Source organism: Pseudomonas abyssi, assembly GCF_002307495.1.
GTDB lineage: Bacteria > Pseudomonadota > Gammaproteobacteria > Pseudomonadales > Pseudomonadaceae > Halopseudomonas > Halopseudomonas abyssi.
The window spans coordinates 166,410-185,149 of the sequence record NZ_NTMR01000016.1 but is presented as its reverse complement, the minus strand read 5'-3'; the positions used below and the strand labels follow the sequence as shown (position 1 = coordinate 185,149).

Sequence of the window (18,740 nt, the reverse complement as noted above, 5' to 3'; positions counted from 1 at the left end):
CGTCTTCTTGCACGCGTTGCTTTTCAGGTTTGCTGTAGCGCTTAACCCAGGCATACAGGCTGTGGGTCGACATGCCCAAACGAGCAGCTACCTCAGCCACCGGTATACCTCGTTCGGTCACCTGCCTGACTGCTTCGATTTTGAATTCGTCGGGATAACGCGGATTGCTCATGGCACCTCCTAGTGGGCCGTATTATGAGGCCAGGAGGTGTCTACGAAACTAGGGGCGATTCAAATGCATGAGGCGCGCTGCTAAAAGTTGAGTTGCGTAAGCGGGCTAAACTTCAGACAGTGGCGGTAGCAAGCCTGCGGGATCGCAGCCAAGAACTTTCGCAATACGGTACAGCTTCTCGATCGTGAGGTTGACTTCTCCTCTTTCGATTCGCCCAACGTAACTACGATCAAGATTGCTGGTTAGCGCCAAGACGTCTTGGGAGATGCCACACTTCCTTCTTTCTTCGCGGATGCGGTGCCCTAGCGATATCGCCAACGTTTCCATGACCATCTCAACTCAGCTTGAGATGGTACTATCGTGGGTTTGCGGACTCTGAGGCCACGGACTATAATCCGCATTTTGCGCTTCTCTTCCCTGGTACCTACATGAAATCGGCCGCGTTTACTTTTGACAGGCGCCTTCACGACTTACTCCAAGACCCAGGCCTCGCTAAGTTCACAACTGCAGAGTTGCGCGATGCATATGCTGCAAGCCTAGACAGCGAAAGTTTCCGCCTTGCAGATCTCCGTCTTTACGTTTACGAGCAGATCCGCAGGCTCGTGCGCGTAGGGTGGGTTACCACTGATGGTGAGCACCGCTCAAGAGGGCAGCGCTATCAAGTGCTGAGCGCGCCACAGCATCTGCAAGTTGAGCTGGTAACCGGCAGCTTCGAGAGTAGCCTTGCTGATGCGCCTGAAGTCAGGAAAGAGGCTCTTGCAGGCACGGCAGTCAAAGTTGCCGCGAACCGCTCTGATCAAGACCTAGACAGGCTGCATAAAGAGACTCGCATGGACTTTTTGTCCTCCATGGGCGAGGCAGAATGTTTCAAAAAGCTCCTGAAGGAAATGCCTCATCTCCACCACTTGCTTGAGAGCCAATATATGGAAGCTAGAGACCGCAGCTCACGCTTGCTTGGTCATCTTCGCGCCATCGAGAAGACGCTCAAGACCTTAGCCAGGCCGTGATGAGCGAAGGACTTCGTCTTTGGCAGCGCCGTTGCATATCTCAAGCGATAAAGCGCTATGCACTTTCCCCGCACTTTTTTTGTCAGGCGACACCTGGCGCAGGCAAGACTCGCATGGCAGCTGAACTGGCGAAGCGGCTGGTCGACGAAGACCAGATAGATCTAGTCTTATGTTTCGCGCCCTCGTGCCAAGTAGTCGAAGGCTTTCGGACAACTTTTTCTTCTGTCCTTGGCCGGCGCCTCGATGGGCGTATAGGTGCAATTGGGAGCGCGTACACTTACCAAGCAATGGAGTTTCGCGACCACGACTTTTGGCAACTTTTTTCTGATTATCGAGTGCTCGCGGTTTTCGATGAGATCCATCACTGCGCGGGAAGTGATCCTTCCTTTAGTAATGCTTGGGGGCTTCAAATACTGTGTAGGATTCAGGACCGCGCTAGATTCACCTTGGCGCTGTCGGGCACCCCTTGGCGCACTGACGATAAGGGCATCGCACTTGCTCGTTACTCGACGCCGGACGGGCAATTGATCTGTGACTATCGATACTCGCTGAGAGAGGCAATTGCCGATGGCGTATGCAGAAGCCCTCGCATTGTGCTGCTCGACAACAGCGAGGTGACGCTGGAGGAGGCGCAAGGGCCAAGTAGTTCCTCCAGGCTGTTCAGCAGCGTAGAAAGCCTCCTGAGCGGATCCCGCGTTACATACGAGGCATTGGTGCGTCACGAGGAAATTATTGAGCGCGTTCTTGATCTCGGCTGCAGGCAGCTTGATGAGCTGCGCCAGGTAAGAGCCGACGCTGCGGGTTTAGTCGTTGCGACTGACATTGAGCACGCGGAACATATTGCTCGCTCTCTTCACGCCCGGGGCGAGACGTATAGCGTAGTCACAAATAAGACCCCGAATGCGCAGCAGGCCATCAACCGCTTCCGAACCAGTAGCAGCCGATGGATCGTAGCTGTCGGCATGATTAGTGAAGGTACTGACATCCCCCGGCTGCAGGTATGCTGCTATCTCAGTCGCATTCGCACCGAGTTACACTACCGTCAAGTACTGGGGCGGGTTTTGCGACGTTCTGGCGGGCGAGATGGGCTGGCGTGGTTGTTTATGCTGGCCGAGGAAAAACTGCGGGGGTTCGCTGAGCGTATTTCTGACGACCTGCCGGAGGACCTAGCTGTGCTAAGGGAGTTGCCGATGGCTGCATTGGAGGCCGGTGTTACCTTTGATTCTCTGGAGGGGGGGGGTGGATGGTGTCGATGATGCTACAGGTCGAGGTGAGACCAGAGCAGATGACGAGGCTGATCTGGAATCCCATCACTGCCTATCGCTGGCTGCGAATGTTATTGAGCCGACATTCAAAGTTAGTTTCTCCCAGCAGTATAGACAGCAGCTACTGGCCTGCTTTTGATTGCTGGCAGGGATCTCCAGATTATTCAATGTGGGCGATGCATGTCGGCAATGTGGTGTCCGCTTCCACGCCTGCCAATGAGATGAACGGAGGTGGTCGCCGTGAGCCTTCGCTATGAGCGAACCCTGAGCATTTTGGAGACCGAGACCTTTCTGCGCGAAATCAGCCGAAATTCCGAGTTACCAGTGCACATCCGAAATCATGCGAAAGACCTGCTTAGGCATTACCCGTCCGCCGATCAGATCTTTTCGCTCGGGCGTTTAGAAGAGAGCTTGGCTCAGGAAAAGGTAGGAAAAGCGGTGCCAACGAGGTTGGTGGGACCCCATCAACCTCTGTTTTGCTCCAGCCTTAACCCCAGTATGAAAGATGAGCGGCTCTCGACACCGTTGGCAGACACTCCATGCGGTGTAAGCCCAGGTAATCAACGAGCAGCGCTGAAGGGCGATGGTTTTTCAGCTGGTCTTGCTGAGGGTACCAGTCACTTGGGTCAGGTTCGTATTCGGGCGGCGGAAGTTTTCAATGATGAGGCAGTCGCTGCCGCCTGGCTTACTGAGCCAAATGTTGTGCTAGGAGAAGAAAGCCCTGAATCGCTTTGTGCTTCAGAGGCTGGGGCGCAACGAGTACTTAAAGCTCTCAATGCGATAGAGTGGGGAGGCGCTGTGTAACTGGAGCGAGTACCTTTCGTTAGTGCAGTGTTTTGCACCGCCAAAAGGTCCACCGCCTCTCGGCTGCTCACGCGTTTCAATCCTTTCATTGTGGCCATCGGCACTCTTCGCCCAGGGTCCTCTATCAGTAATTTCTGGGTATCCGGATTTTTTGGTTGATTGGCTCATATCATGATGACGGAACCAACCATCAGCTCAGCGGATTACCTGGTTGATGACGACTCTTCTTCACGGCCCCTGCAAGTTTGCAGCAACGCCCAGGTTCGCATGCCGAGATACGCAGTGAGGCTTCGCGATCAACACACCATGCATTCACAATGTCACTGCAAGGTCCGGCATGTCTCTGCTCAGTCCTTACGGCCTGAGCTAGCCCTATACAGCTGTTGTTTGCTCTCCTCGCTGATCCCCGTCAGGATGCCGCAGGCATTGATCTCCCGACCCTCGTTGCAACTCGCCCTCAGTGAAACGAGTTGTTGCTCAAGCGCTTGCAAAGCAGTTATCTGCGACCGCACATGAGAGATGTGGTCATCGAGCATGGCGTTGACGGCGGTACAGGGCTGGCGAGGGTCGTCCTGATAGCTCTGTAGCTCGCGAATCTCTGTCAGTGACAGGTCCAGAACTCGGCAGCGGCGGATAAAGGCAAGCCACTCGCCATGCTTCTCGGTATAGACACGGTAACCATTCTCCTGCCGTTCTGGCGGCGGCAACAGGCCCTGCTGCTCATAGAAGCGGATCGTCTGCGTGTCGATACCCGCTATCTGGGCTAACTGACCAATGCGCATCAGGCTTACTCCTCAACGGATCATCTGTCCCATTGACCTTATAGTAGCTATATAGTTTTTAATACTAGCAATCTATGTTGGTTAACTGGAGCCGTATCGTGAGTAAAGCCTGTGGTGGCCCATGTAGCTGCGATGCAACGCCTGCAGCGGATACCGATATGCCGGTCTCCTCCGAAGCGTCAGGGGAATGGGTCAGCGTGTATGCTGTGCCGAAGATGGATTGTCCCTCAGAAGAACGGATGATCCGCTTGGCGCTGAACGGCTTTGATGAGATTCGAACGCTGTCCTTCGACTTGTCGAACCGCCGATTGGAGGTCGTGCATGACGGCGAGGCTGAGCTCATTACCGCGAAACTGGCGACCTTGGGGCTAGGCGCCTCTCTTCAGGAAACCGTCATTGCCGACCCAGAGACGATCAAGGCCGCTGAGAGCTCGGCAGTCTCTGCTACGCAGGAGTCAGGCACTCTGCGCGTGTTGCTCGGTATCAATGCGATCATGTTCGTGGTGGAAATGACTGCTGGCCTGATCGCCCAGTCTACCGGCCTGATCGCTGATTCCCTGGATATGTTTGCCGATGCAGCCGTCTATGGCCTGGCTCTCTATGCCGTAGGGCGCAGTGCGAAAATGCAGGTACGTGCCGCGCATCTGGCAGGGGTACTGCAACTGATTTTGGCTATCGGCGTACTCGTCGAGGTGGTGCGACGCTTTGTTTTCGGTAGTGAGCCTGAATCGCTGATGATGATGGCGATCGCCTTCGTCGCGTTGATCGCCAATACCGGTTGCCTGCTGTTGATATCCAAGCACCGCGAAGGCGGCGCGCATATGAAGGCAAGCTGGATATTCTCGGCCAATGATGTGGTGATCAACATGGGCGTCATCGCCGCCGGTGCCTTGGTCGCCTGGACGGGGTCCAGCTACCCTGACCTGATTATCGGTACCATCGTGGGCCTGATCGTCCTCAACGGCGCTCGGCGCATCCTGGCGCTCAAGGGGTGAGGCTGCACGGTACGCAGCTATCGATGCCTGGGACACTTGATCGAAGTGGCTGTACAAGCGCGCTAGGCCTGAACGACAGCATATAGCGCGAAGGCTCGGAGCCAGCAAGGTAGCGTATCTAGGAATCAACCAAGGAAGGAAGATGATGGATAGTATCTGGCTGGTACTCGGCCTGGCGCTGTTGCCCGCCTTAGGCAATTTTAGTGGTGGGCTCGCTGCGGAGGCCTCCCGAACTACCGGGCGCCGTCTCAATTACGCCCTTCACGGCGCTGCCGGCCTCGTCATTGCGGTGGTGGCGGTTGAAATCATGCCGCGCGTGCTAGAGAACCTCTCAGCCTGGGTAATCGCCCTCGCTTTCGCGCTGGGCGGCATTGCTTACGTAGGTATCGAGAAGCTCGTTGAGAGTCTCCAGAAGCGACAAGGCCAGCAGGGAGAAGGCGGTCAGACGAGTGTCTGGATGATCTATATCGCCGTATCCATCGACCTGTTCAGCGATGGCCTCCTGATCGGGGCGGGGTCGGCGGTCTCACCGTCGGTCGCGATAATCCTGGCGGCGGGTCAGGTTCTCGCCGATGTTCCTGAGGGCTTTGCGACGATCGCCACCATGAAAGATAAAGGAATCCCTCGTAGCAAGCGGATACTGCTCTCTGCTTCCTTCGCGATTCCTGTGCTCTCGGCAGCCGTCTTTGCTTACTTCGTACTCAGGAAGCAGCCGGAGGCATTTAAGCTAGCGGCACTGACGTTCACGGCAGGCCTTCTCACGGTCGCTGCCATCGAAGATATGGTCTCCGAGGCTCACGAGAGCGGTGACGATACGCACATCTCACCGCTGGCTTTCATAGGCGGCTTCGTCCTGTTCGTTCTGGTATCAGCGGGCTTGGAAGGGGTGGTATCGCAAAGCTAACGTACTGCTCCCCAACACAGCCACTGTCGTGCTGGCCGAATACGAAGCAGCTCCCAGCTTACGGCGCACCTAGTCGAGTCCAGAAACATTCACTTTGCCACCCTGGCCAGCCGGCCGAATGAATTGACGCAGCTTGATTAAGCGGAGCAAGAAAGCATGAGCCACAGGGTTGATCCTGGATTCGGAGGCGAGAGAGCATTGGGTGATAAGTGCGCGCTACCCTCTAGCCTATACACGGGCGTGCGCTATAAGCCGCTTCTGACAGGGGGGATGGCTCTACTTGCTGGAGGCGCCATGCCGCTTGCCTTTGCCCCTGTGGGCTGGGCATGGCTTGCGGTGATCGCTCTGGCAACATTTTTTGTCCTGACCGCGCAGTCTTCAAGGCGTCAGGCGCTGTGGTCGGCCTACCTCTTTGGCCTTGGCTACTTCGGCGTGGGTGTCTCCTGGGTCTTTATCAGCATTAGCCAGTACGGCAATGGCCCCGTGGTGGCGGTGTTAGTCACGGCGGCCTTTGTCTCGCTGCTCGCCCTCTTTCCATGGGGCGTCGCGTACCTCGTGCGCTGCCTGCGCCCTGAGATGGATGCAATGGCACTCTGGCTAGGGCTACCTGCGGCATGGGTGCTGAGTGAATGGATGCGCACCTGGTTCTTGACCGGCTTTCCCTGGCTCTTCATTGGCTACAGCCAGACCGACACCACACTTGCCACTATCGCTCCCGTCTTTGGCGTGCTTGGCGTGAGTTTACTGGTGGCACTTCTCGCTGGCGGGCTTGCCTGGATTGTCCAGGGGCCAAGCCTGCGCCGTGCTGCGGTAGTCGGTGCCGTGTTAGTCGCTACCCTCGCCGGCTTGCAACTGCTGGATCGTGAATGGACGCAGCCAGCCGCTGACCCGATCGATGTCGTCCTCTTGCAAGGAAACATCGCGCAAGACAAGAAATGGGACCCGAGATACCGGGACATCACACTTGAGCGCTATCAGGCGCTTACCGCGCAGCATCTCGGAGCCGATATCGTGATCTGGCCAGAAGCGGCAATCCCGATGTGGCATGACCAGGCCAAAGCATATCTTGCTGAGCTTGAGGCGTTAGCCGATCAGGCAGGCACATCGTTAATGATTGGCGTCCCGGTACGCGAGGCGGAGGGCCGTACCTACAACGCCGTGGTAAGCCTCTCCGATCCCTCAGGCTTCTACTACAAACGCCACCTGGTGCCCTTCGGTGAATATGTTCCGTTTCGGGATCTTTTGGGGTCGGCCCTCGACGTGCTCGGGGCGCCCATGTCCGACTTCACACCGGGACGGGAAGCGCACGTCCTGAATGCAGCAGGGGTGCCCGTAGGGGCACTCATCTGCTACGAGGCGGTCTTTGGTGCCGAAGTCACTGAGCTTCTGCCCGAAGCGCAGTTACTGGTGAATGTCAGCAACGATGCCTGGTTCGGCAGCTCGCTCGGCCCCCTCCAGCATTTCCAGATGGCACGCATGCGTGCCATCGAAACCGGACGTGACCTTCTTCGAGCCACGAACACCGGTATCACAGCAGCCATCAATCATGAGGGCAAAGTGCTCAAGCGTGCTCCGCAGTTCGAAGTGGCCACCCTCAGCGCCGAAGTGACACCGCGAACTGGCGCGCCCCCTTATGTGCGCTGGCGGGATTGGCCTGTCCTTGGCCTGACCGCACTCGGACTCGGCCTGCTCCTGCTCCGTCGAATTCGTCGGCATCATCGGTTGGGTACATGACGCTTGTTATTTAGCAGCGAGCAAATTCTAGATTGGGTCAGGAGGAAGGGGATATGTCTACTTATGGCAGTCGGCTCGCAGAGAAAGCCCACGAGCCGGGAAAGGCGATGCGCTGGCTGTGGCTCTCGCTCCTGTTACTGTTTGTCGATCAGGCGAGCAAGTACCTTGCCAGCACCATGCTAGCGCATGGTGAAAGCGTGCCTGCCGCACCCTTCTTCAATTGGGTCCACCGCCACAATACGGGGGCGGCCTTCAGCTTTCTCGCGGATGTCGGCGGTTGGCAGCAGCCGCTTTTCATCGGACTGGCCCTGGTTATCTCGATATTACTGGTGTACTGGCTTTGGCGTTCACCACGCGTACTGAGTTATCGGCTCGCCCTCAGTGCGATCCTCGGCGGCGCGTTGGGCAATGTCGCAGATCGCTTGCGGTTAGGCTACGTAGAGGATTTTCTCGATTTTCACTATGCCCAGTGGCACTGGCCATCGTTCAACCTAGCGGACGTATGGATCTTCCTCGGTGTCGCCCTCTTTATTTGGGCGGAAATACGACATCAACCAGGCAGCCGCCGCCGCTGAATCGCCTAGCGTCTTCGCTATCGCATGCTTGACTTCCGGAATAGGCGCGTCCTGGGCCTTGATAAGGCGGCACGCCTTCATGAGCCAGCTGTACGTTCCTGATGCACGACTGCTGCCAAGGGCTCTGCTGCATCCTAACCAATCTGGAAGAGCGCACCCTGCTGGACCTGCTACCCGGTCGTCAGCAAGAGAGGGTGACAAGACGCCTCATGAGCATGGCCAACCGCCACCAGGTCGAGATCGTCAGCATGGACATGTGGAAGCCCTACCGCCGCGCCTTCCAGACGGTGCTGCCACAGGCCCGTATCGTGGTCGATAAGTTCCACGTCGTGCGCATGGCCAACGAGGCCTTAGAGAAGATCCGCAAAGGCCTAAGGAAGGAGTTGAAGCCCAATCAGCGCCGGACCCTCAAAGGTGACCGGAAAATCCTGCTGAAGCGCGCTCACGACGTTTCAGACCGCGAACGGCTCATCATGGAGACCTGGACAGGAGCATTCCCCCCAGCTCTTGGCGGCTTACGAGCACAAGGAGCGCTTCTACCATATCTGGGACTGTACCAATCGGCGTGGTGCCGAACAGGCTCTCGCCACCTGGATTGACAACATCCCTCAGGGGCAGAAGGAGGTTTGGAAGGATCTCGTCAGCGCCGTCAGTGGCTGGCGTGAAGAGATGCTGACCTACTTTGAGACCGACATCCCGATCACCAACGCTTTCACGTAGTCGATAAACCGCCTAGCCAAGGACAAAAACCGTGATGGCCGGGGCTATTCGTTCGAGGTAATGCGAGCCCGGATGCTCTATACCACCAAGCACAAGAAGAAGGCGCCACAAGTCAAGGAATCCCCGTTTCTGGGCAGAGCCACCATGACCTACAACATGGGACTCCCCGAGCCTGAGAAGAACTTCGGTGTCGATCTATCAACCTTCTGGAAGGACTAAGGGTTGGATGGGGCTGGAAGGCCCATCAACCACTTAATCCGGATACCCTAATTTCTCTGGTTGTCGGCGCAAGTTTGAGCTTCTTGGAGGTCGATCAAGCGACCCCGCCCACACCAGGCAGAAGCACTCATTTCCTGATTGTATCCATGCGGCCACTTGACCGACTTTTTCAGTCAGCCGCTCCAGGGCGCAAGCCTTGATACCCCAGGGCTCTATTGGGCAGTCCATGTTTGGCTATCGCTACTAAACCGCACTGCTGTTTGGGCTTAGTGCTTTGGTCACGTTCGGTCGAAAGTCATGTTGAAGCTATGTAGTATTCCGAGGCGGTGTGGACAGGTGGACTGTTCAATACGCACGCTGCCATGCGATTATCAGGTCCTTTATGCTTTGCTCGGTGTGCTTGTGCCGCCGGTCGGTACTAAAGGTTTAGTGACGGAGGAAGTCGCGACACTCACGGAGTGGTATATGGAAGTTTTCAGCCAGTTCGACACATACAGCCTTAAGGCCCGCGTTTTCCCTGCGCTGATATCGGGTCTTCCTTTACTAATCCTATTGTTCATGCTCGTGCCTTGGGATCACCTTGCACTCTCCCAAGTGATCGCAAGCAGCATAGGCTTCGTGCTTATTTTTGCGTTCGCAGACTTGGCCAGGCACAGAGGCAAGAAGCTTCAAGAGCGTCTAGGCACAGGAGAAACGCCGGACCAGTGGCTCAGGGGAAACCGGGATGTCCCGGAAGGCTCGAAGGATCGGTATAGAGGGTTCGTTGCCGAACAGCTTGCGTTGACAGCGCCAACACTTGAGGAGGAGCAAAGCGGTTCGGAACTTTCCGCTGATTTTTACCAGTCCGCTAACGCATGGCTGCGCGAGCAAACACGCGATCACTCTGCATATCCGCTTCTGTTTGCTGAAAACATTACGTATGGTTTTCGACGGAACCTCCTGGGTCTAAAGTCAATCGCGCTGGTGTGTAATTTACTAGTGCTGCTTAGTTGTGCCGGCATACTGTACTTTGAATCAGGTTATTTCGCCGCACTTCCGAATGTGGAAGAAAAGGTCTATATCGCTGTTGCTGCCGCGTTACTGCATTCGGCTTACCTGATGACCGCAGTTAACGAGCTGGCCTTACGAGAGGCCTCTCGGGCCTATGGTCGACAACTAATCTTGAGTTGTGAATCACTGATGCACTCGCACAAGTCCTCCCCTCCCAAAGATGAGTCGGCTTAGGCGTAAGGTTGTTGTGCTAGACCTATTGGCTGGCAAGCTCTGTTCAGTTGAAGAGATATTGCATTTGAGGGACCGGCAACATTTCATTGAGGTTCATGTGTTATAACCCCCTCCACCACCGCATGCTCAGCCCATCCAGTGCGAATCCAGGTGTCGTCTTCGCCGCAGATGGCCATAATGTATGGTCCTCCTAACGAACCTAAATGAGCTTCAAGGTGGGAGAATACTCCTTCATCATCATCGCTGGGTCTTGCAGGCACGGCTCTCGGGTGACTGTGCCATTCACCGAGGTAATGCAAACGTCCCGCTGAGCCAGACGACAGCTCTTCGATCCGAGGTTTGAGGTCCTTCTTGCCTCGGACGAAGTAGGTTGGAGCTTGTTTGCTGTCGGGAGGAGCTGGAAGCGCTGCCACGATATGAACCACATTACGAACGAGGTCGAAAGTGCCTATAAGTACCCCGCCCGTTTCGTTTCCGCCTGCTTCACGGCGAAGCTTTCGCATCGTACTAATGACACCGCTTGTAATAGACACCCGCACGGTGCCTTCTTGATAGCGGTGTACCTGTTGTACAGGAATAACCACTGGTTGGACTGCACCTGTTACGGGCTCCAGTCGCCAGACTTGAAAGCATGCATCTTCGTTCTGGAGCAGTCGCGCTACCTGACCAGCAGCGAGACCGCAAAGGGTTTGAAGCTGCCAAGGAGGCAGAGGTGCTGAAAGGTCCTGACAAGCGTTGGCATAGCGAATTTTATCCAGCCGTGCAGCAGACAAATGTCCTTTCAACTGCGCTTCTGTTGCTACATGCCAGAAGTATTGAGCCTCAATTTCATCAACTCTGACTGCCCGAGATTTGTTTTCTGCAAGCACAACCAGATCGGAACCGTCGGGTCCGAAGAAGGCACTGACTCCTCGCCTTATGGGTTGTTCAGATAGCCAGCCCAGAACAGCTGGTGAGGCGCTGAAGTCGATAGCAATTTCGGAGCTCCTTACAGCAGCGTCCAGCGCATCCGCCTGCTCACCTGGTGCGAACACATTGACAGGAATCGCAGTGTTCCCGCCTTCCTCAAAGACATTATCTAGAGCAAACTGCAACCCCAGCGCCTTTGGATATCCAACCGAGTCGCGTTTGTGAACTTGGCGAACAGTGTTATGTGGCAGAGTGATGTCCCCGTCGACCACTGTCCACGGCCCAATGCCTGAACGGGTCACCATCATAGCCACGTTCGATCCGATAGCACCGGCACCGATTGCTAGTAAAGGGGTGTCTGTCTTATTGGTTGCCCCCGCAAACTGACGGGCTGTTCCTCTATCCAGTCGTTGCACGACGCGCCATGGTTCGAGGGCGATCGACGGCAAATCCGCGTTCTCGGCAGTTCCTAGCAGCTTGTACGTAGTTTGTTTAGTCTTTTGGTCTGTAATGGTGATGTCTAGTCGCTCGCCGAGTTGGGCAAGGCTTTCGCCTAGGGTGTAGCACCATAATTCCAATTGCTCTTCTGGCGCGTCGCGCTCCCGACGCTTTGGTACTGTAAGTACTAGGATAGGTTGCAGCCTGTCCGCGTCTCTCAACTGATCAGGGGCCTGTAGCCAGCCCGTCAAGTCTCTTATTAAATCGAACCCGAGGTTTAAACACAGCTGCTGTAGGGCTCCCAGGTCATAGGGGGTTCTGGCTAATGCACCATGCTGTTGCCCGGGAAGCTGCGGCGCGTAGATCGCAAAATTGTGAGTGGTGAGCTCTCTTTCAGGCTTTTCTTTTGAAAGCCCAAGGATCATTTGGCCTTCATGCTTGTAGGCCTGTTGAATGTACCAAGGGCCATGCATCTCACCTGGAGGGATAATGAGCGTGTGGGAGCTCGCTAGGATTAATGGCTCCAATAGCTGCTCATCATCATGAACGGTGCCGGCCGCCATAGACGAGAACCAGCTACGAAGTCTCTCGACAAGTGCCTGCCCGGTGAGGTTGGTCGACAGATCTGGCCACGCCTCTTCCCATATACATAGGGCTAATCCCCCCGCTTCACGATCAAGGTTGGTATGGACCATGCCTGTCGGAAAGTTCTCGCGTGTTGACAGTACTCGTGGTGGCCAGCTGTCGTCATGCGCCATGAAAGTTAAACGGACGGGCTCTTTATGCTGAATAGGAACTGGGCGTCGCTGCGCCAGCTCAATCTCAAGCTCTATCTCTAACATATCGAATGAGCCGTTTAGACTGACTTGGTTTAGCGTCGCGTAGGGGTGATTTGGAGAGCCGACTAAGTACCGGACAACAGAGCGAGCCAACCGAGATCGAGGTGTGTCAAACGCCTCGCACATTATTGAGCTCCTGCGCGCGGGGCCGCCGTGGAGATGACGACCTTGGCGGTCTGCTTCCGGATCTTGTAACCAGCGCTCGTGATCTCGATTACCAATGGCTCTGGTTTAGTTTTTGTGGGGTGCTCCATAGAAACAATCCATTCGCCGCCCAGTTGATTGGCAACACTTTTGTAGTATGCCGCTGCCTGTCGGTGAGGCGGCTGATCGTCTTCATCACCATCTGGAATGATCTTGGATGTGCTGACTAGCAGCCCACCGGTTTGACCTGCTTCTTCGTACAACCATTTGGAGGTTGCCGTAGGTTCAGTCTTCTCGTCCCCTTTTTCGTCAGATAAAGACTTGTAGCTACAGTGATGGGGGATGTTGTTGATATCCCACTCAAGACGATACTCTCGGTCATGGTGTTGGGTCACCTTCACAATATCGTCGATGACTTCATGGGTGACGTCAGCCGACAGCACCATTTTTGTCTGCTGCTCCTCAACCTCAAACGTAGCCTGCATGAAAAGGGCGTCGTTATTTCGGACACGTACGACATCATCATCACCGCGCTTGCCGAAAGGCGAGTGCACGAAAAACTCCACCCCGTCGTGCTCCAGATTAAACTCTGGACACAAGGTGCCAGCGTCGCTGATCAAGTTGCGGCGCTTGGCCGGATCGATGTCTCGCTCGGTCAGAAAGTCATCCAGCTCTTCAGGCCGAGAAAAAACTCTTATGCCCTCACCGTTGATAAACCGGTGACGGGCTTCTGTGCGAAGGGTGCGGGCTTGACCGGTGACCCCTTGCTCTAGAACAGCATGGGCAGGAACCCAGAGCGTTTGAATCTTGATTCGGTCATCGTCTTGGTATTTCTGCGCGTGGTCTAACCAAAAAACTTCCTTGGCGCGGTGGCAATGATCACGATCTAGGTGAGTAAACGCCACGACGTCGATCACCTTGTCGTCCCCGAGAATTTCGCGTAGCTCCTTTTCGAGGTCGCATCGCTTATCGTCGGCGTCATCGGGGTTGTGCATGTCAGCGAAGTCGAAAAGAATTCGGCGACCGTTGGCTAGTTCAATCAGACAGGTGTCGGCATTGCCGATGGGGAAAAACCTAACGATATGCATCCTGAGGCTCCTCAAAGTAAGTCTTCGTTCGACTGGCCTAAAGCTATTGGGATGCTATCAGGATACTACATGTTGGTGTTTTTTTGTAAAGATAGCACTATAGGTGCTGTTTTGTGTCGCTGGATTGAGGTGATGATTCTCTTCTAACCACAGATGATTTGAGAGATAAAGGCATGCTTTCACCTCCTCGCGCATTGTTGGGAGTCGCGAAGGTTGGGCTTTGGGAGCGCGCTAGAGCATGCGCCATATTAAGGCGCTAAGGGACGTATCAGGGAGCTCGGTCACATTTCGTCGCGCGCCGGGTAGTAGAGTCGCCTCAAGCGAGCGTCGCATTGGTGCAGGCCCGCTTATCAACTCTTGGAAGGTAATGATGCTCCGTGGGCGCTGTATTTCAGTTTCGTTTCGGCTATCAACTGTGCTGAAGACAGGTGGCCGCTAGCGTACTCTTCCATTTTGGCTGCCATGTAACTGCTAACTCTGGCCCCTGATAGCCTGTTGGTCGCATGAACATGAAGTACATTTGCACGGCGTTTCTCAAGGTCGTTGTAATGCGGCATGTGAGGCTCCAGAAATGGCGTTCCAGCTATACATCTTTACTATAACGATACCCAGGGCAGATCAAGGTGGGCCACTGGTCCCGGGTGCCCAGGTGGTGTGGGCTTTGCTGGGCCGAGTGACGGTTACTGCTGGCCCTGCAGGCAACGTCTCCTGACAACCATCCGCAGAGCAAGAGACCGTGCTTTGTTCAAGTATGCCTAATTTGTACTCGTAACTCTGCTGGACTCTTCGCTTCGGTGTCGCTGCCGAAATTGAATATGTTTTGGCCAGCCATGAGTGGCTCCTTCAAGCTTTTTCATAGAGATTACTAGATGGGGCGTTGATCAATGGCTACTTCCAAGTGGCCCAAGGGCCTAGGCGTCCTGGCTGGAAAGCTGGCATTTGCGCGTATTGGGTAATTGCACTGGCTTGATCGCCTGTTCGCATTCGACTTGACTAGTCGTTTGCGTTCGATTTGACCGTCACGCTTTGCGATCGTAACAGGCAAAAATCGGCCAGAAGCGGACGCTCGATCTTTCGCAGGGTAATTCATGACTTTTGACGAGTGAGACGAGCTACCCGTTTATAGAAAAAGTAGACCTGAGACCGGCCCTTTGATAGCGTCGAAAAAAACGGACTTATCAACACGCATTGCAAGGCAGACGAGCTTTGATTATCACCCCAGTAGGCCCCTTCAATGGAACGACATGGGAGGCGACTATCCAACTCGTCCTGAAGTCTAAATTTGGCTCCGACGGTTATCAGCATGTTCCTGCCACTCCCGGCGACTTTGGTATCGAAGGCTTCACTAAGCATACCGGTCTTGCTTTCCAGTGCTATTGTCCTGATACCCAGTACACGCGCGCAGTTCTCAACGAGAAGCAGCGGGATAAAATCACCCGCGATCTAAAGAAGCTGAAGGACAACCAAGCTAGCCTTCAAGGAATTCTCGGCACCACTAAAATCAAGGACTGGTACTTCATTACTCCTGAAATTGCCCACAACGCACTTCTGATACATGCACAGAAGAAACAGGATGAGGTTAGGGCTTGGTCGCTCCCGCATCTGGATGAAAACTTTACTGTGCTTGTCCATGATATCGATTTTTACATTCAGGAAATAAACCAGCACCGAATATCGGCTGGCGTTCCAATTTCTATCGGCCAAGACAACCAGGCAATCCCGGAGGTCAACGAGGACCTTACCTTCTACGATGAAAACTTGGAACGTAAGACTCAACTACGGATGTCTGAAAAAGGTGAAAGGGCAGTCTCCGCGCTATTCCAAATAACTAAAAGCTCCTTCTTGGATCACGATAGTTTTTTCCAGGATCTTTACGCAAAATCGCCTCAGACCTACTTCCAAGTTGCAAAAACCTTAAATGGTTTCGAAGAGAACGTTGAAGAATGGAGCCTGACCACCTCAGATCACCCAGACAAACTGGTCGAGATGATCAAAAATCGGTTAGCCGATCGGCTGCTGAACGATGATCGCCTGAAGATCGATGGGACACTCACGGACGACATAGTTCGTAGAACTGTGGCCCGCTGGCTCGCTGTCTGCCAACTGGACTTCTACAACTGATGGCAACCATCAAGTTCACTCCAAAGCCCATGCCGGTTCTGACTGAGCTAAGGCCAATGTACAAGATTTGCCAAGCGCTGCTGATCCTCCACATCTGTGGGCATGGCAGCAAGTGCAGCCTGGTTAAGCTTCATCTGATGCATTGGGCCATGAAAACGCCTAAGCGCATGGAAACGATGACCATGGCGGCACAGCTCGGTCAAATTAGCCTCCCCGTCTGGGGGTTCGATCCGGCGCTCTCAATCGCCTTGCAGCTCGCAGTCAGGGATGGGCTGATCGAGGCGACAACTACCGGTTTCAAGTTGCTTCCTAAAGGCCGACAACTGGTGACGGACATCATTAGTGACGGCTCTGTCATGGCTGACGAGAAAATCACGCTTTCCAAGATCGGTCGGAGGATCACTGAAAGCATGGTCAAAACCATATCCAAGGAATGGGAATAGCCTTGTTCATCAAACGCATCAAAATCGCAATCGAAACGACCGGCGGCCCCTTTGGCTTTATGGCGGAGTTCGGGCGTAACCTCAACATCATCCGTGGTCGAAACTCATCCGGCAAAAGTACCATCGTGCACAGCATCCTCTACGCCTTAGGCATGGAGGAGCTGATAGGTGCTCAGAATGCTGAGGCACTGACTTATGTGCTGAAAGACCACGTGGAATTTGATGATACGAAGCACTACGTCACGCGCTCCATGGTCATCATTGAAATGGAGTCGAATGACAAGACGATCACCATTACGCGGAAAATTAAAGAAGATGGTGTGAACCCGAAGCTGGTCGAGATCCAAGAATGTGCGGCTCTAAGCAAAGGAGAAACAGCTCCTATCCTGTATCGGTTCCTGCACGATGCCGGAAGCGCACAACTGCGCGAGGGGTTCTACACCTACCTGGAAAACTTTCTAGGGCTGAAATTGCCTACGGTGCCCCACACGAACGGTAAGCAGGTCAAGCTGTATCTTCAGTATATCTTCGCCGCCATGGTCATTGAGCAAAAGCGAGGATGGACTGACTATATTGCCAACCTCCCCTACTTCGGTGTCAAAGAAGCTCGAATCAAGATTGTTGACTTCCTGGTTGGCACCAATGTGTTCGAGATGGACTCTATTCGTGCACGCCTCGACCATGAGTCGCTCGAGCTGAATACGTCCTGGCAAGACATATATCGAGCAATTACCTCCGACGCCTTAAAAAGCTCGATGAAGGTGCAGAAACTTCCGAAAAATCCAGTGGTAGATTTCCACCCAGCGAGCGTGACTTATATGAAGTCCACTCTGCAGGGCCTCGTGGACCTGGACACGTACAAGAGCAATCAGATTCAAGCCTTGAAGAAGCTGGCTGAAGAAGAGCTCAATTGGAAAGACTCTACTCCTAAAGACACGCTCCAGCTCATTGAGCAGGAGACTGCCAGGCTTCAAGAGCTGACGGTTGCATACGAGAGTTGTGTGGGTGAACTGACGCTGCACCGATCAGCTAGAAATTCCAACGCCCTTCACCAACGCCAAGCCGAGGAAGAGCTGTCGAAGAATCAGGCAGCCCAGAAGCTCATTCGATACGGTGCGTCACTCAAACTGGATGTTGCCAGCGACGTCTGCCCGGCATGCCAGCAGAATATTGGCCACTCCTTGACTGACCTCCATGGAAGCACTCCGCACATGGATATTGCGACCAATATCGATTATCTGAGGTCCCAGATTAAAATGCTGGAGCGAGACGCCGCCGGGATCGAGCAGTCCGTCAAAGAAACCATGGTGGTCTGCGAAGAGCTCACCAGGCGGATTGCTCAATCCAAAGACAAACTCCGTGCGCTTAAGGCTGATCTCACGACAAATGCCGTAGTATCGAAGGCCAGTCTGCGCCAGCAGTTACAGATAGAGATGAGCATTGAGGAAGCTTCCCTGTTTCTTCAGCGTAATGAAGCGCAGCTGGAAATGTTGGTCGAGCTCTCAACACGCTTCAAGAAGAATCAGCAAGACAGGGCCGCATTGCCGAAAGATCACTACTCTGATGTCGACCTGGCGAAGTACGATTTGTTTGGAAAGATCTTCCGCTCTAATGTCGCATCGTTCGACTATCACAGCGCCCCGGTCTCAGACATCAAATTCAATGTGGACAACCTTCTGCCGGAGCTCGACAAAATCGAGCTTAGGGAAATCTACAATAAAGACTTTAGTGAGCGCAAAGCAGCCTCTGCCTCCAGCACCTCCAAGACCAGCTCCAACATCGCACGCGAGTCAAGCGCCAGTGACTTCGTGCGGCTAATCTGGAGCTATATCCTCACGTTGTATGAAACTTCCGAGCACGTCGCTGTCAGAGGGAATCACCCAGGGTTCATCCTGCTCGATGAGCCAGGCCAACACTCGATGGCCACCAAAAGTCAGCTCGCTTTGCTTCAAAAGCTATCCGCCTCAAAGAACCTGCAGAGCATCGTTGCCGCGTCGTTCGATGACAGTGACGCAGCCTACAATGAGGCCACTCACAATGTGCAATTCAAGCTAATTCACCTTGGTGACAAGGCTATCGTGCCAAACGGAGATACGATAATTACTGGCGGGACAAGATAGTCCCGCCGCTGCAGTCATTGCTCTGAATAGCCCTAATTTCATAGGTACCCAAAGACCGCTTCTGGCCGCTAGTGTGCGCTCTCTTGCTTGGATGGCATTACGTTCTGGCCCAACGTTACTGTAGCGAATCCGCAGCAGTATCAATCAAAGCCTCCTGTATCCCGCGTGAAGAAAGACGCTACGTTGCGCCCGTTCTTCCACGGCTTCGCTTGCCGCCCCGCTACGGCAGATTCGAAG

At 54.4% G+C, this 18,740-nt stretch carries 17 protein-coding genes and 1 pseudogene; 12 read left to right on the top strand and 6 right to left on the bottom strand.

Features of this window, described 5'->3' with window-relative positions; translation table 11 throughout:
• A partial coding sequence (locus CNQ84_RS13305) for a transposase (RefSeq protein ID WP_165771293.1) occupies nucleotides 1–172 on the bottom strand: 172 nt, incomplete at its 3' end.
• A gap of 105 nt (nucleotides 173–277) precedes the next feature.
• The gene (locus tag CNQ84_RS13300; protein ID WP_096005345.1) at nucleotides 278–499 is read right to left on the bottom strand and encodes a helix-turn-helix domain-containing protein; all 222 of its coding nucleotides are present in this window, start codon (nucleotides 497–499) and stop codon (nucleotides 278–280) included.
• Between the two features lie 101 nt (nucleotides 500–600).
• Here CNQ84_RS13300 and CNQ84_RS13295 point away from each other — a divergent pair, with 101 nt between their 5' ends.
• From CNQ84_RS13295 to CNQ84_RS13285, 3 genes are all read left to right on the top strand, one after another.
• On the top strand, nucleotides 601–1,179 hold the full coding sequence (locus CNQ84_RS13295) for a hypothetical protein (RefSeq protein ID WP_096005332.1): 579 nt from the start codon (nucleotides 601–603) through the stop codon (nucleotides 1,177–1,179).
• Nucleotides 1,179–2,435: a DEAD/DEAH box helicase gene (locus tag CNQ84_RS13290; RefSeq protein WP_096005331.1), complete on the top strand. Its 1,257-nt coding sequence runs from the start codon at nucleotides 1,179–1,181 to the stop codon at nucleotides 2,433–2,435. The genes CNQ84_RS13295 and CNQ84_RS13290 overlap by 1 nt, the downstream gene beginning before the upstream one ends.
• Nucleotides 2,436–2,684: 249 nt before the next feature.
• A complete protein-coding gene (locus tag CNQ84_RS13285) occupies nucleotides 2,685–3,248 on the top strand; it encodes an MbcA/ParS/Xre antitoxin family protein (protein ID WP_133065902.1) in 564 nt (187 codons plus the stop codon).
• A gap of 347 nt (nucleotides 3,249–3,595) precedes the next feature.
• Here the strand turns inward: CNQ84_RS13285 and cadR are convergent, their stop codons facing one another.
• Nucleotides 3,596–4,030: a Cd(II)/Pb(II)-responsive transcriptional regulator gene (cadR, locus tag CNQ84_RS13280; protein ID WP_096005329.1), complete on the bottom strand. Its 435-nt coding sequence runs from the start codon at nucleotides 4,028–4,030 to the stop codon at nucleotides 3,596–3,598.
• Nucleotides 4,031–4,128: 98 nt separating this feature from the next.
• On the opposite strand from cadR, the gene CNQ84_RS13275 reads away from it, so the two are divergent.
• The 6 genes and pseudogenes from CNQ84_RS13275 to CNQ84_RS13250 all read left to right on the top strand — a co-directional run bounded on the left by CNQ84_RS13275 (nucleotide 4,129) and on the right by CNQ84_RS13250 (nucleotide 10,401).
• Nucleotides 4,129–5,025 (top strand): cation efflux transmembrane domain-containing protein, encoded by an 897-nt coding sequence (locus CNQ84_RS13275; protein ID WP_096005328.1) that lies wholly within the window; start codon nucleotides 4,129–4,131, stop codon nucleotides 5,023–5,025.
• Between the two features lie 142 nt (nucleotides 5,026–5,167).
• Nucleotides 5,168–5,929 carry a ZIP family metal transporter gene (locus tag CNQ84_RS13270; RefSeq protein ID WP_245841388.1) on the top strand — a complete coding sequence of 254 codons (762 nt, stop codon included), beginning with the start codon at nucleotides 5,168–5,170 and terminating at the stop codon, nucleotides 5,927–5,929.
• Between the two features lie 294 nt (nucleotides 5,930–6,223).
• On the top strand, nucleotides 6,224–7,663 hold the full coding sequence (lnt, locus tag CNQ84_RS13265) for an apolipoprotein N-acyltransferase (RefSeq protein WP_133065901.1): 1,440 nt from the start codon (nucleotides 6,224–6,226) through the stop codon (nucleotides 7,661–7,663).
• Between the two features lie 53 nt (nucleotides 7,664–7,716).
• Entirely contained in the window at nucleotides 7,717–8,238 is a 522-nt protein-coding gene (lspA, locus tag CNQ84_RS13260) for a signal peptidase II (protein ID WP_008930575.1), read from the top strand.
• A gap of 128 nt (nucleotides 8,239–8,366) precedes the next feature.
• A pseudogene (locus CNQ84_RS13255) lies at nucleotides 8,367–9,177 on the top strand (ISL3 family transposase); the annotation flags it as partial.
• 465 nt (nucleotides 9,178–9,642) lie between these two features.
• The gene (locus CNQ84_RS13250) at nucleotides 9,643–10,401 is read left to right on the top strand and encodes a hypothetical protein (protein WP_096005326.1); all 759 of its coding nucleotides are present in this window, start codon (nucleotides 9,643–9,645) and stop codon (nucleotides 10,399–10,401) included.
• Nucleotides 10,402–10,484: 83 nt separating this feature from the next.
• Here CNQ84_RS13250 and CNQ84_RS13245 read toward each other — a convergent pair whose 3' ends face one another.
• The 3 genes from CNQ84_RS13245 to CNQ84_RS20390 all read right to left on the bottom strand — a co-directional run bounded on the left by CNQ84_RS13245 (nucleotide 10,485) and on the right by CNQ84_RS20390 (nucleotide 14,376).
• Nucleotides 10,485–12,713 (bottom strand): anti-phage 6A-MBL system cap2_3 protein, encoded by a 2,229-nt coding sequence (locus CNQ84_RS13245; protein ID WP_096005325.1) that lies wholly within the window; start codon nucleotides 12,711–12,713, stop codon nucleotides 10,485–10,487.
• Nucleotides 12,713–13,819: an anti-phage 6A-MBL system MBL-fold protein gene (locus tag CNQ84_RS13240; RefSeq protein WP_096005324.1), complete on the bottom strand. Its 1,107-nt coding sequence runs from the start codon at nucleotides 13,817–13,819 to the stop codon at nucleotides 12,713–12,715. Before CNQ84_RS13240 ends, CNQ84_RS13245 begins: the two co-directional genes overlap by 1 nt.
• A gap of 350 nt (nucleotides 13,820–14,169) precedes the next feature.
• Nucleotides 14,170–14,376 carry an antitoxin VbhA family protein gene (locus tag CNQ84_RS20390; protein ID WP_133065900.1) on the bottom strand — a complete coding sequence of 69 codons (207 nt, stop codon included), beginning with the start codon at nucleotides 14,374–14,376 and terminating at the stop codon, nucleotides 14,170–14,172.
• A gap of 649 nt (nucleotides 14,377–15,025) precedes the next feature.
• On the opposite strand from CNQ84_RS20390, the gene CNQ84_RS13235 reads away from it, so the two are divergent.
• Genes CNQ84_RS13235 through CNQ84_RS13225 form a run of 3 tightly spaced genes read left to right on the top strand, consistent with a single transcriptional unit; the run spans nucleotide 15,026 to nucleotide 18,503 of the window.
• Nucleotides 15,026–15,940, top strand: a complete 915-nt coding sequence (locus CNQ84_RS13235) for a hypothetical protein (protein WP_096005323.1) — start codon at nucleotides 15,026–15,028, stop codon at nucleotides 15,938–15,940.
• Nucleotides 15,940–16,383, top strand: coding sequence for a hypothetical protein (locus CNQ84_RS13230; protein ID WP_096005322.1), 444 nt, complete (start codon nucleotides 15,940–15,942; stop codon nucleotides 16,381–16,383). The genes CNQ84_RS13235 and CNQ84_RS13230 overlap by 1 nt, the downstream gene beginning before the upstream one ends.
• Before the next feature lie 2 nt (nucleotides 16,384–16,385).
• On the top strand, nucleotides 16,386–18,503 hold the full coding sequence (locus tag CNQ84_RS13225) for an AAA family ATPase (protein ID WP_342745763.1): 2,118 nt from the start codon (nucleotides 16,386–16,388) through the stop codon (nucleotides 18,501–18,503).
• Nucleotides 18,504–18,740: the final 237 nt, after the last annotated feature.